The following is a 13,568-nucleotide window of genomic DNA, read 5'->3' on the forward strand; positions in this document are numbered from 1 at the left end:
TTGATCCCCATAATAATTAGAGCCATAAGGTATATTCCACCTCATGGCTCTCTAAACTTAAATTATATATTTCAGACCAAAAAACAGCTCAATAGTTCCTCTTTCGTAATGGATCCGAAATATTTCGTGATATCTATATTCGCGAGTTTATTGGCTATTTCCTTTTCTTCAAAACGAAGCCCTTTAAACTGTGCTTCCAATTCTTCCAGGTCACAACTGCTGAAAAAATCCCCAAATATTTTACAATCCTGAATAATGCCCTTATCTACAAAGAGATTTACTTCCACTCCACCGCAGGCAAAACGCCCGGACTTTTTAAAATTAAAAGCGGGGGAATTACCAAAGTTCCATTCCCAGGTCAGATACTTTTCCGCCGTCAGTTCCCGGACTTTGGCCAGATCATTTTCCGCAAGCTTATACTCCCGGATTGGTTTTCCTTCAAACAGGGCATAGAGGAGTATTTCCCGAAATTCCTCAATAGAAATCTTCTCTTTTAGATAATCGATGACATTTGTTACCCGGCTGCGCACTGATTTTACACCTTTGGATTCAATTTTATCTCCTTTCACATTGAGGGCTTCCTGCACATTCTCTAATTTAGAATTAAAAAGAATCGTACCGTGATGGAGAACCTTCCCCTTATATATATACTGGGCGTTGCCGGAAAACTTTTTCCCAGCTATGGTTATATCATTTCGGCCGGTATGTTCAGCTTTAATTCCCAAGGTAGCCAAAGCCTTAACCACCGGTTCCGTAAATTTGCGAAAATCAATGTTGCCGTTTTCCGTCTTTTCAATAAAAGTGAAGTTTAAATTCCCCAGGTCATGATAGACAGCGCCCCCGCCGGTCATTCTGCGTACCACATGAATATTATTCTTCCTAATGTAATCAACATTTATTTCTTCGATGGTATTTTGAAACCTTCCGATGATAACAGAGGGTTCGTTCTGCCAAAGAAGTATACAGTTTTCATGTAAGTCCAGGTTCTTCAGAACATATTCTTCCAAAGCCAGATTATGATGGGGGTCTAAACACTCATTACGGATAAACAGCATCCTATCCCTCAACCTTTCATCCCATTATCAATATGTCAACTTCATCATAATAAGGGTGGGAAGACTTGGCAAGGCAAAATACCATATAAGTTTTCAAAAATTAGTTTTACCTGATAAACAGGTAAGTTATAACACTGGCCATAAACATAACGGGAACAGTTATCCGGTATTCCCTGTATAATTCCCGGGTAGAAACCTTGAAAAATTCGTTGGTTAAAGCCTGGCACAAATGAATGGGTGAAATAAAGTAGCCGCAGTATCCCATCGTATAAATGAGCATGGCCGTAGGCACCAGCTGCTCCTGTGTGACTAAAGGTAATAACAAAGGATAGAGCATTCCTACAATAGCCGAGGTATTAGCGACAATGTAGCCGACCGTAAAAGGTAGGATAATAAGGATAAGCCAAAAGGGTAGACCCTCATTAATGATGTCCCGAATCAACATGGTAAGTCCCGGAATATTTTCCATTATCTCTTTAAAAATCATGATACCTACAGCGGCATAAAACAAAGGCAAATTTTTGCTTTTTATAAGTAGAACTTTAAAATCAGCGGTTTCAACCCTCACCAGATAAGTCAAGACACAACCGAGAAGAATAGCTAGATAGAAAGGAAGCCAAATTGCAAGCACAAGGCTCACCAGAAGTGGTGAAGTATAACGTAATACTTTAAGAAAAATGTTACCCTTTCCTTCATCTGTAGTAAATTCATGTTCAGTCCTGGGAAGTGGGGCAATGTACACCAGGTAGGCCGCAACCAGACAGGCAAGGGCTACAGGAAACTGGGCTAAAATTAAAGATTTTATAGGTATCCCGGCAATATAAGAAGCATTCACAATACCCACGGATATAGGCATGATAAAATACCACGCATGACGCAGATATAGATTAATAGCCGCTTTCCTGGCCTTGCTGATACCTACTTTGTCTCCCATGGTATCAATGACCGGAGCCGCAACAATGGCACTTCCCGTAACCATAAAAGTAGAAAGTAAAGAAGGAATAATAAACAGCAGGGTTTTGGTATTACTAAACATTTTCTCCAGGTATTCCACCATTTTATCCATAACGCCATAACCCTGCATCATGATGCTTAATAAACTGATTAAAAAAACACTCACTACCAGTTCTATAGTCTGCCTTTCCACTAAGGCCTTACCCATGATGATTACTATTTCTTTCACCGGTATACGGGAGAATAAAGCCAGGGCAATTCCGCCAGAAATAATGGCCAGCCCCATAGGTACCTTTCTTTTTATGAGATATAAGATTAAAGAAAAGGATATGATTAAACCGAGTACTAGCATGCATATTCTCCTTTGTCCTAATAATTTTGTAAAAAATATACTATAATTTTACTACAGAAATCCTTGTGGTAACAGATAGGGCCTGACAAATGTCAGACCCTTTAAAATTTACTTATTTGTTTTTCGTTTAGCAAAAGCCAGGATAGCCCCTAAGGCAATGGAAAGGAAGGAAGCCGTTTAACTCTCCAGGCCTTTTTTAATGGCAACGATATTCATGTCATAAAGTTCAGGCTTTTTCTTACCCACAACCTCATCCATGGCTTTTTCTATCTTTTCTAGACTTACCAGTTTGAGCTTAGGGAGCAGGGCCCCCAGGCATACCATATTGGCTAAATTAGCATTACCGATTTCATTGGCAATATCGCCAGCAGGTATGGTAATGATCTCAATATCCTCCCGGGTTTTATCCATTTCCACAATGGAACTGTTCACTACCAGTACCCCGCCCGGCCTAATCCGGGTAAGAAATTTATCAAAGGAGGGTTTATTTAGCACAATCCCGCCGTCAGCCTGGTCGATAACAGGTGAATGAATTTCTTCGTCAGACAGAATCACGGAACAGTTGGCTGTGCCTCCCCTCATTTCCGGTCCATAAGAGGGTATCCAGCAGACTTCAAGGTTCCCCAGCATACCGGCATAGGCCAGTATTTTACCGATAAACATCACACCCTGGCCCCCAAAACCGGCCAGCAGCACTTTATCCATCATAAGCCTTTAACCTCCTCGGAAACCTTTATTTCACCCATCTGATAGACAGGAATCATTTTTTCCCGTAACCATTTGAGGCTGTCAACAGGCGACATTCCCCAGTTGGTAGGACAGGTGGAGAGAATACTGACCAGGGTAAAACCCAATCCTGCCTGCTGAACCTGGAAAGCCTTTTTAATGGCCTTTTTGGCCTGCAGGATATGCTTGGGAGAGTCAACAGACACAGAAGCTACGTACACAGCGCCATCAAAAGTAGCGATAGTCTTAGGAAGGTCAATGGGAAAACCAGCAACGGCGTTATCACGGCCATAGGGACTGGTGGTGGTAACCTGGCCCGTGAGGGTTGTGGGGGCCATCTGTCCTCCCGTCATGCCGTAGATGGCATTGTTCACCATAATAGACGTTATCTTTTCTCCTCTGGCCGCTACATGAATCGCATGGGAAGTACCTATGGCCGCAATATCCCCATCACCCTGGTAGGTAAACACTATCCTGTCGGGTAAGGCTCGCTTGATACCGGTGGCCACTGCCTGGGCTCTCCCGTGTGCCGCCCCTACGAAATCACAGCTGAAAAAATCCAGAGAAAAACCGGCACAGCCCACAGGAGCTACCCCGATGGTATCTTCTATAATATTCAACTCTTCCAATACTTCGCCGATTAAACGGTGAATAATACCGTGGGTACAGCCTGGGCAGTAATGGAAGGGTATTTCTGTTAAGCCTTTAGGCCTGCCAAATACTTTTTGCATCACACTATGCCTCCCCTCTCACTGGCAAATTAAAGACTTGCCCCACATATTTTAATATTTCCCTTTCATGAGGAAGCATCCCACCCTGCCTGCTGTAGAGGTGTACGGGAACACGGCAGTTCACAGCCAGTTTAACATCCTCTATCATTTGTCCGGCATTGAGCTCCACGGTCACAATTCCTTTGATCCCATCAAAGTGAGACGTAAAGGCTTTCACCGGGAAAGGCCACAGGGTAATGGGACGGATTAAGCCCAGTTTAATTCCCTGTTTACGGGCATTAAGCACCACGCTTTTGGCAATTCTGCCGCATGTTCCATAGCCAACTAAGAGATATTCGGCATCGTCAGCATAAAAACTTTCCCAGCGCTGCTCTGCCTCCTTTATCTGATCATATTTGGCTTGCCAGCGTCGACAGCCTTCTTCCGCCAGCTCATTCACCAGAAAATAGCTGGCAATTTTCCGTTTGGCCCTGCCTTTACATCCATCGGTCTTCCAATCCTTGGGAGGCAGGTTTTCCTCTTTTCTTTCCTTTAGCTGAACAGGCTCCATCATCTGGCCTAAGAAGCCGTCAGCCAGAAGTAAAACAGGATTTCTGTACTTATCAGCCAGATCAAAGGCTTCCATGGTTAAATCATAGAGCTCCTGGGCTTTTGAGGGCGCTAAAACGATGAGCCTGTAATCACCGTGCCCGCCCCCTTTCGTGGATTGGAAATAGTCTGACTGGGCAGGCCCCAACCCCCCTAAGCCCGGTCCCGTACGATTGATATTGACAATCACTACGGGGAGTTCATTGGCAGCCAGATAGGATATGCCTTCCTGTTTTAAGCTGATCCCGGGACTGGAAGAAGCCGTCATGACCCTTGCTCCTGCTGCTGCAGCGCCAAAACACATATTGATGGCAGCCACTTCACATTCAGCTTGCAGGACAGTCCCCCCACCTTTAGGCAAATGTTTAGCCAGGTACTCTACAATCTCTGTAGAGGGTGTAATAGGATAGCCGAAAAATAATTTACAGCCGGCCCGCATGGCGGCTTCAGCAATTGTCTCATTTCCTTTTAATAAAACCTTACTCATTACCTCAGCTCCTTTCCTTTTGCAGATTACTTATAGATTTCCAAAGCCAGGTCGGGACACACCAGGCCACACAGGGTACATCCTGTACATTTCTCTTCTTCCGTTACCGTTACGGTATAATACCCTTTCTGATTAACCTTATCGCCGATAGAGAGAATTTTCTTGGGACAAATCTCTACACAAAGGCCACAGCTTTTACAATACTCACTCAATACCACAACTTTAGGCACCAAGAGCCCTCCTTTCGCCTCATTTATCGCCATGAGCCAAACAAGCCAGCGCAATAGAGTGTAATTTACCCTCGGCGGTTTCCGCCCGGGAAGTCATCACAATAGGATGGGTGGCTCCCAAAACTAGACCGGCCATTTTTGCTTTGGCATAGTAAATTAATGATTTTCCTAAGGCATTGCCTGTCTCGATATTGGGAACAAGGAAAAGATCCACTTTTCCGGATACCCGGCTTGTGATTCCCTTATGTTTCGCCGCCAGTGGGCTTACAGCCACGTCAAGGGCAATGGGTCCTTCCACCACACCGGGGGGCAGTTCCCCTTGCTCACTCATTTCAACTAAAGCTTTAGCGTCTACTGTAGCGGGCATCTTGGGATTAACCATTTCATTGGCCGTTAAAAGGGCCACATAGGGATTGGTTATGCCTATAGACTTTAATGCCAGCAAGGCATTGACAAGAATATCTTTTTTCTCACCTAAGTTGGGCGCTATATTGATGCCCCCATCGGTATGAAAAACTAGTTTTTCTTCACCCGGGATTTCAAACACAGCCAAATGACTGAGCAAGCGCCCTGTACGCAGTCCTTCTGTGGCGTGAAGAACCGCCTTTAAAAAATCACTGCTGTTAATGAGTCCCTTCATCAACACCTGGGCCTCACCCTTTTTTACCAGAGAAACAGCCCTTAAGGCAGCTTTATTTGTCTCAGGCTCATGAATAACCTGTGTGTCCGGGGAAAGTCCCACCTTTTCCCGCAGGGGATTGATTAAATTTTCGTCTCCCACCAGAATAGCCCTGGCTATCCCCGCCTCTTCCGCAGCCTTCACCGCTTCCAGGACATCCTGGTCCTGGGCAACAACAACGCTAATAGTTACCGGTCCGGCACTTCTCACTTTTTCTAATATTTCGCCGAAACTTCTGTACAACAATGCTCACTCCTTATCAATAGAATCGACTTCCCGCTTTCCGACTTCCGAGATCCGATTTCTGCTAACCAATAGCCGCTTTCCGTTATCCGACGTCTTTTTTTGGCGAATACGGCTTCGCCTCCCGATATCCCATATCCGATTTCCGAGTTCAATTGCTTCCTAGTCCATGTTCTAGTACAGCATTGTCGGAAGTCATCCAGTCGGATGTCGGCGATCGTCAGTCGGTAGTCGGATGTCGGTGAACGGGGAGCATTAGTCACTGCCAACTATCAACTATCAACTAACAACTAACAACTAACAACTACCAACTATCAACTATCAACTAACAACTAAACATACTCCTTCGCTTCCTCTTCACCCCGGAGAACCCTTAAGGCACCAAGGGCCAGGGATTCTAATTCTTCTTCCCCGGGGACAACCACCACAGGCGCAATAAACTTCACTCTTCTCATGATATCATTTACTATCCTGGTGGAATGGGCAATCCCTCCGGTGATGATAATCCGGTCCACATCCCCTTCCAAGACTGCCGACATAGCCCCAATTTCTTTGGCTACCTGGTAAGCCAGGGCATCCAGGAGCAGGTTAGCCAGTTCATGTCCCTGGTCAGCCATTTTCTCCACTTCCCGGAGGTCCGTGGTCCCTAAATAGGCATAGAGCCCGCCTTTGCTGGTCAGCTTTTCTCTCATCTCTTCATAGGTATATTTACCCGAATAACACAATTTCACCAACTGGCTGGCAGGTAATCCCCCGCAGCGATCAGGGGAAAAGGGCCCTTCCTCTTTGGCATTATTTACATCAATCATCCGTCCCTGCCTGTGAGGGGCTACGGACACTCCCGTGCCCAGGTGGGCGACAACGAAATTCACTTCTTCGTATTTTTTCCCCATTTCTTTAGCTACTTTACGGGCCACTGCTTTCATATTTAAAGCGTGGGAAAGACTGGTCCTTTCCAAATCGGGCAGTCCGGAAATCCGTGCCACCGGCTCCATTTCATCGACAGAAACAGGATCTACAATAAAGGCAGGAATACCCAGCTGCTGCCCCAGGTCATAGGCAATCACCGCCCCGAGGTTTGAAGCATGCTCGCCACGTTCAGCCTTTTTAAGGTCAGCCACCATTTGTTCATTCACCAGATAAGTTCCTCCCGCTAAAGGTTTTAAGAGACCGCCTCTGCCCGCCACTGCCTTAAAGGTTGTCAGTTCAATGTCCTCTTTCCTCAGGGCCTCTATAATCATGGTGAGACGGTACTGGTACTGGTCAAATACCCGGTTAAAATTCTTTAATTCCTGTGCTGAATGTTCTACGGTTTTTTTAAAGCGTTGTTTTTCTCCGTCATAGACGGCAAATTTTGTGGATGTAGCCCCTGGATTGATTACCAGGATTCTGTACTGTTGGTATTCACCCATACCTTCTGACCTCCCTTTATTTTGTGTTCCTACTGTGGGAACGTCGTTCTGTTTATGTGAGAAAAAAATTAGCGTAGCAAGTTAGAAATATCTGATGTTGTTCTTCTGACTTCCGTAACAATTTCCCCAAACCTGTCTGACTTTACCCTTGAGGTGGGACCGGACAAACTGAGGGCAGCGATGACCTCACCGTTTCGCCCCAAGATAGGTGCACCTACACAGGTAAGACCCAATTCTAATTCCTCATCATCTATGGCATATCCTTTTTCTCTGATATCTGCAAGCTCTGCTAACAACTGAGGCCAGCCCACTATGGTTTTTTCGGTGTATTTGGGCAGCTCTTTACCGATAAACCTCTCCAGATAACCAGGTGGACTAAACGCCAGGAGGCATTTGCCCACAGAGGAAGAATGACAGGGAGCGCTTGAGCCGACGGGGGGCGTCACACTTAGCACCTGCTGGGTCTCAATTTTATCAATAATGATGTGTTTGGGATAAATTTCGGCACTGTTATCCAGGACAGAAATATGCACCACTTCCCGGAACTTATCGGATAAGGCCTTGGCATAAGGGTAGGCCAGATTCTTAATGGTTAGTTTTTCTTTAACCAGCATACCTAAAGAATAAATCTTCAGTCCCAGCCAGTATTTCCCGTTGTCAGGATTCTGGTGGACAAATCCTCTTTTTTCCAGGGTGGCCAGTGTTCTATAGACAGTGCTTTTATATATTCCTAATGCACTGCTGATTTGCGTAATCCCCATTTCCCTTCCCTCCTGCTGTAAGAGCAAGAGAATGTCCAAAGCCCGGTCGATAGAGTTGATTACGTCTTTTTCATTAATCATTGATTCTCACCTCCCCCCTCCAGGCTTTTCTAGTAGATAAAGGTGAGTCATTTTGCTACCCAACTCTTTTCCCATCAAATTTATTATATAACACAATACGTCCACGAAATAGAGTAAAAAAGTAAAAATAAAGGAGACCCGTCAAGGTCTCCTAGAGTTTCTTTAAAGTACTTATTTTAAAGATAGTGGGTTAGGTCATTTAGTATTTTTCAGACGGTATATTTCTAAAATAACAGGCTGCTGGTTGGGCTTTTCCACATAGGTAAAACCTATCTCTTCCCCAGTTTTTAGTTGTAACGCTGAGAATTTATCCCTCACACTGTCTCCTAATTTAAAGGCTCTGGCCGATATTTTTTCCGGCACACCGCTAACTCTTATTTCAATAGAATTATTATCAATCTGTCCTACATATTTACCAGTATCCTTACGGGGTACAGGGGTAGGATTATTACCGGTTACCCCACCAAAAACAAGCTGTCTTCCATCCTCTTTAATCCCGATTAAAATGTGCGGGTACGTTAAGGCCTCTGTAACATTCTGTCCCGGCTGGGGTGAATGGAGCTTAGCTTTAACTTCAATCTCCTTTTCCTTTCCAAGAAGGGTAACATTTTCAATGTAGTACCCGCCTGTAGGCTTTTCCCCCACACTTAACAACAGGTAGCGCTCTGTACCTAAACTAAAAGCATGGAGCCCGTCGACTTTGTAGTTTTTTTCATACCACTGGGCAAATTCACCGGTCATTAATTTTTCGAACTGGGGCGAAGGAATTTTTATGGTTTCGTAAGTTATTTCTCCTATTATAACCTCCGGTTTTTTTTCTTCTTGAGGACGAGGACTTTCCACCTTCTGGCTGCTGCAGCCTACAATGATAAGAACTAAGATCAACACAACTGATATCATAAACAGCCAAGTTCTTCTCATATAATCATCACGCTCCCTTACCTAATATGACTCACTCCAACTCCTAACCCCTCTCTCTGGTTTGGAGAAAGCCGGGTTGTAATTGCGGCAGCAAACTAGTCTGGGAAAAGGCATAAAGAGTCAAAGCGCACCAGATAAAGCCAAAACTAAGCAGGTGAGTTTTTGTAAAGTGTTCCTTGAAAATGAAAACACCTAAAAACAGGCTGATACTGGGGGAAAGATATTGGAGAAAACCCAATGTGGAAAGGCGAACTCTTTTAGCTCCCTGAGAAAACCACAACAGTGGCAAGGCAGTTACCACACCCGAACACATGAGGAGAAAATTGATATAAAAGTAACTTACGCCAAAAGAGCCGCTGCCCCGGAACTGCTGCAAAAACAAATAGCCAAGGGCCAAAGGGGCGACAAAAGCTGTTTCCAGGGTTAAACCTGTCAGGGAGTCAAGATTGGTCATTTTTTTAACCAGACCATACAGTCCGAAGGTCAAAGCCAGGGAAAGGGCTACCCAGGGTATGCTCCCGTACTGTATAGTAAGTACTGAAACACCCATAGCTGCTAATAGTATAGAGATTAACTGCCAAATATTAAGCCTTTCCTTAAGCACCACCATACCCAGAAAAACATTGAAAAGAGGATTAATATAGTAGCCCAGGCTGGCTTCTACCACTCTATTGGCATTAACCGCCCAGATATAAATAAACCAGTTGGCGCTAATGAGAATGGCCCCAAGAAAAACAATCGCCAGTTTGGACCAGTCAGAAATTACCTGGCGCAAACTATACATGCGCCCGGAAAACAATAAAAGAAAGGAAACAAAAAGGAAAGACCAGAAAATGCGATGACTCAGAATTTCTAGAGCGGGTACCTGCTGCAGTACTTTCCAGTAAAGGGGAAGAATGCCCCAGGCTGTGAAGGCAGCCGCTGCATACCATACCCCGCTTGCGCTTTCATGCTTTTCTTTCTCGGACAATGCTCAGACCCCATTTCCCATTACGCCTTTTCTATTTTAGACCAAGAATCCCGGAGTCCAACAATTCTGTTGAAAACCAGTTTTCCTTCTGTAGAATCGGGGTCCACACAGAAATATCCCTGTCTCATAAACTGGTAGCGGCTCCCTGGTGCAGCACCGACTAAGCTTGGTTCCACCAGACAGTTGTTGAGTGTGACCAGTGAGTTGGGGTTTAACTTCGCTTTCCAGTCAGTGTTTTCCTCATCTTCTTCCGCATCATCTTCCAACAGCAGGTGCTCATAGAGGCGCACTTCTGCCTTAAGGGCATTGGCAGCGGAAACCCAGTGCAATGTACCCTTGACTTTACGGCCGCTTGTGTCGGCACCGCTTTTTGTAGTGGGGTCATAAGTACAGCGCAGTTCTATGACTTCACCGGTTTTTTCATCTTTAATCACTTCCTCACATTTGATAACGTAAGCGTGCTTGAGACGAACTTCCTGCCCGGGGGCCAAACGGAAATATTTCTTGGGCGGGTTTTCCATGAAATCTTCCTGTTCGATATATATTACCCGGGAAAAGGGGATTTTTCTAGTGCCCATTTCCGGGTTTTCCGGATTATTCTCAGCTTCCATTTCTTCCACCAGATTTTCGGAATAGTTGGTGATAACCACCTTCAGGGGACGCAGCACTGCCATCACCCGGGGAGCTTTGGAGTTCAAATCTTCCCTGATACAGTGTTCCAAAAGGGCTATATCCACGGTGCTGTTACTTTTGGCCACACCTATCCGGTCACAGAAATCCCGGATGGCTTCGGGGGTGTAACCACGTCTCCTTAAACCGGAGATGGTAGGCATCCGCGGGTCATCCCAGCCCTTCACATATCCCTCTTCTACCAGTTCCCGCAGCTTTCGTTTACTCATGACGGTATTGGTAAGATTAAGCCGGGCAAATTCAATTTGCTGTGGACGACTTTCCAGGTGACTATCCTGCATACAGTTATCGATAACCCAATCATACAGGGGTCGATGGTCCTCGAACTCCAGGGTGCATATGGAATGGGTAATACCTTCTAAAGCATCAGAGAGGGGATGGGCATAATCATACATGGGATAAATACACCACTTATCCCCGGTCCTGTGATGGGTGGCCCGCATAATGCGGTAAAGCACAGGGTCGCGCATATTCAAATTGGGCGACGCCATATCTATTTTAGCCCGTAAGACACGGGAACCATTGGGGAACTCCCCTTTTCTCATACGTTCAAACAAATCCAGATTCTCTTCCACGGAACGGCTGCGGTAAGGACTTTCTTTTCCCGGCTCAGTGAGGGTACCTCGGTACTCTTTCATCTCCTGCGGGCTTAAATCACATACATAGGCCTTACCCGCCTTGATTAATTTGACGGCAAACTGGTAAAGTTCTTCAAAATAATCGGAGGCATAGAACATCCGGTCACCCCAGTCAAAACCTAACCATTTTACGTCCTGCTGAATCGATTCGACAAACTCCACTTCCTCTTTACTGGGGTTAGTATCATCAAACCTTAAGTTGCATAAACCCCCATATTCGTTGGCCAGGCCAAAATTAAGGCAGATTGATTTGGCATGTCCTATATGCAGGTAGCCGTTGGGTTCGGGAGGAAAACGGGTATGGACGCGGCCGTCATTTTTGTTCATTTTCAAATCTTCGTTAACAATATTTTTTATAAAGTTAGAAGGCTGGGGCAAATTAGCGGGTGCATCCAGTGTTTCCATCTATCATAATACCTCCTTGAGTTGAATATTATCTCGTAAAATGGGGAAAGCGTTTACTTTAAAAATTGTACCACAAAATTTAAATGTCTCCTATATTCATCTCGCCAGCCGCAACCCCAGCTTGTGGGCATAAAGATACGCCTCCCGGAATTCTTCCCTGGTCAGGGGTCTGGCGATTTCTTCATATTGAAAGGCCTGGTGTTCGGGATAATATTGCTCCATTAAGTTAACCAGACATTCCGGGGATAGTTCCTCTTTAATAAACTCCAAGACTTTTTTGGTATCTTCCAGGCCCCCCGGCATCATCAAATGGCGGATGAGTAGACCCTGATAGGCTATGCCCCTGTCGTCCAGCTTCAAGCCTCCCACCTGTCGGTCCATTTCCTTTAAGGCAGCCTTCACCTTAACAGGATAATCTTTTACCCGGGAATACTTTTCTCCCCGCTCTGCTGTGTTGTACTTAAAGTCGGGCATATAGATGTCAACTATCCCCTCTAATAATTGCAGGGTCTTTAGCCTTTCATAACCTCCGCAGTTATAGACCAGGGGTAAATTTAATCCCTCCTCCGCGGCTATGGACAATGCCTCCAATATATTTGGCACAAAGTGGGTTGGTGTCACCAAATTGATATTGTGACAGCGGTAATAGTTCTGAAGCTTAAGCATGAGTTTAGCTAAAGCTTCGTTAGATACCTCTTCTCCTTCCCCGCCAAAACTCAATTCACAGTTTTGACAGAATACACAGCGCATATTACAGTAGCCAAAGAAGATGGTCCCCGACCCGTTTTTTCCCACCAGGGGCCCCTCTTCGCCGAAATGGGGTCCATAGCTTGCCACCACTACCCTGTCCCTGGCCCGGCAGAATCCTATCCTCTCTTTTCTATTCACAGCACATTCATGGGGACATAAATTACACTCCGTTAAATGCTTCCTGGCTTCCTTAACCCTCTCCCTTAACTCACCCTTGGCCAAAAGGCTTCTATATCCCGGTGTATCCGTCATTTTTTAACCCCTTTACATATGGCATAAATATCTATATCTACATTTTAAATAATCGTCTAATAAGTTATGTATACGTCATAAAAACCCCATGTATAAAAGAACATCATTTTGGAATAATTCGTAATGCATTGAGCTAATATTTAAAAACATTCTTTTAAGGTGATTTATGGAAAAAGAAAAACTTTTAGCCAAATTAAACTGGTTTTATAACCTGGAACTTAGTCAGGTGGATTTATACACTGCACAAAGTAAGTCCCTAAATGATCAGGAAATATGTGTGGCTTTTGAGCGTATTGCTATAATTGAACAGCAGCACGTGGATAACATCGCCAATGCTATCCACGAACTGGGCGGCCAACCCAGTAAGATAGGGGATGTCGTAGCTCCCATTGTGGGAAATGTAACAGGAAGAATACTTTCGCTGTCAGGTGTAGAGCATGTCCTGAACATCAACATCTTACTGGAGCAAAGGGCCATGGAGGATTATCGGAACCTAATAAATGACCTCAGCAACACTAGATATCCCGGTCACCTTATCAAAACTCTCCAGTATAATCTCATCGACGAGGGCCTGCATGCTGCCTGGTCTAAGGAAAAACTCGGTGTTTACGGCGAAAAGGAAAAACAGACCTAAGACGGGTCT

14 protein-coding genes are annotated in these 13,568 nt (G+C 45.0%); 1 reads left to right on the top strand and 13 read right to left on the bottom strand.

Translation table 11 applies throughout. The features are described 5' to 3' along the window. Positions 1 to 71: 71 nt before the first annotated feature. The 13 genes from BR63_RS10600 to BR63_RS10660 form a co-directional block, all read right to left on the bottom strand. Complete coding sequence (locus BR63_RS10600; protein ID WP_034420075.1) at positions 72 to 1,055, bottom strand: lipoate--protein ligase; 984 nt, start codon at positions 1,053 to 1,055, stop codon at positions 72 to 74. Between the two features lie 106 nt (positions 1,056 to 1,161). Then, entirely contained in the window at positions 1,162 to 2,361 is a 1,200-nt protein-coding gene (locus BR63_RS10605; RefSeq protein WP_034420076.1) for a DUF401 family protein, read from the bottom strand. 177 nt (positions 2,362 to 2,538) lie between these two features. Beyond that, the gene (locus tag BR63_RS10610) at positions 2,539 to 3,069 is read right to left on the bottom strand and encodes a 2-oxoacid:acceptor oxidoreductase family protein (protein ID WP_034420077.1); all 531 of its coding nucleotides are present in this window, start codon (positions 3,067 to 3,069) and stop codon (positions 2,539 to 2,541) included. Then, positions 3,066 to 3,818, bottom strand: a complete 753-nt coding sequence (locus BR63_RS10615; RefSeq protein WP_034420238.1) for a thiamine pyrophosphate-dependent enzyme — start codon at positions 3,816 to 3,818, stop codon at positions 3,066 to 3,068. Before BR63_RS10615 ends, BR63_RS10610 begins: the two co-directional genes overlap by 4 nt. Before the next feature lie 4 nt (positions 3,819 to 3,822). Next, positions 3,823 to 4,893 carry a 3-methyl-2-oxobutanoate dehydrogenase subunit VorB gene (gene vorB, locus BR63_RS10620; protein ID WP_034420078.1) on the bottom strand — a complete coding sequence of 357 codons (1,071 nt, stop codon included), beginning with the start codon at positions 4,891 to 4,893 and terminating at the stop codon, positions 3,823 to 3,825. Positions 4,894 to 4,919: 26 nt separating this feature from the next. Further along, a complete protein-coding gene (locus BR63_RS10625) occupies positions 4,920 to 5,123 on the bottom strand; it encodes a 4Fe-4S dicluster domain-containing protein (protein WP_034420079.1) in 204 nt (67 codons plus the stop codon). A gap of 19 nt (positions 5,124 to 5,142) precedes the next feature. Continuing rightward, complete coding sequence (locus tag BR63_RS10630; RefSeq protein WP_034420080.1) at positions 5,143 to 6,045, bottom strand: bifunctional enoyl-CoA hydratase/phosphate acetyltransferase; 903 nt, start codon at positions 6,043 to 6,045, stop codon at positions 5,143 to 5,145. A 332-nt stretch (positions 6,046 to 6,377) separates the two neighbouring features. Next, positions 6,378 to 7,457 (bottom strand): butyrate kinase, encoded by a 1,080-nt coding sequence (gene buk / locus BR63_RS10635; RefSeq protein WP_034420081.1) that lies wholly within the window; start codon positions 7,455 to 7,457, stop codon positions 6,378 to 6,380. 68 nt (positions 7,458 to 7,525) lie between these two features. Then, positions 7,526 to 8,299 (bottom strand): IclR family transcriptional regulator, encoded by a 774-nt coding sequence (locus BR63_RS10640; RefSeq protein WP_034420082.1) that lies wholly within the window; start codon positions 8,297 to 8,299, stop codon positions 7,526 to 7,528. A gap of 195 nt (positions 8,300 to 8,494) precedes the next feature. Further along, a complete protein-coding gene (locus BR63_RS10645; protein WP_034420083.1) occupies positions 8,495 to 9,220 on the bottom strand; it encodes a protease complex subunit PrcB family protein in 726 nt (241 codons plus the stop codon). A 43-nt stretch (positions 9,221 to 9,263) separates the two neighbouring features. Further along, on the bottom strand, positions 9,264 to 10,190 hold the full coding sequence (gene rarD, locus BR63_RS10650) for an EamA family transporter RarD (RefSeq protein ID WP_034420085.1): 927 nt from the start codon (positions 10,188 to 10,190) through the stop codon (positions 9,264 to 9,266). Between the two features lie 20 nt (positions 10,191 to 10,210). After that, entirely contained in the window at positions 10,211 to 11,923 is a 1,713-nt protein-coding gene (locus BR63_RS10655; protein WP_081908002.1) for a glutamine--tRNA ligase/YqeY domain fusion protein, read from the bottom strand. Positions 11,924 to 12,019: 96 nt separating this feature from the next. Further along, on the bottom strand, positions 12,020 to 12,925 hold the full coding sequence (locus tag BR63_RS10660; protein ID WP_034420087.1) for a radical SAM protein: 906 nt from the start codon (positions 12,923 to 12,925) through the stop codon (positions 12,020 to 12,022). A 166-nt stretch (positions 12,926 to 13,091) separates the two neighbouring features. On the opposite strand from BR63_RS10660, the gene BR63_RS10665 reads away from it, so the two are divergent. After that, complete coding sequence (locus tag BR63_RS10665; RefSeq protein ID WP_034420088.1) at positions 13,092 to 13,559, top strand: demethoxyubiquinone hydroxylase family protein; 468 nt, start codon at positions 13,092 to 13,094, stop codon at positions 13,557 to 13,559. Positions 13,560 to 13,568 lie beyond the last annotated feature (9 nt).

This window comes from Thermanaerosceptrum fracticalcis (genome assembly GCF_000746025.2).
Lineage (GTDB): Bacteria > Bacillota > Peptococcia > DRI-13 > DRI-13 > Thermanaerosceptrum > Thermanaerosceptrum fracticalcis.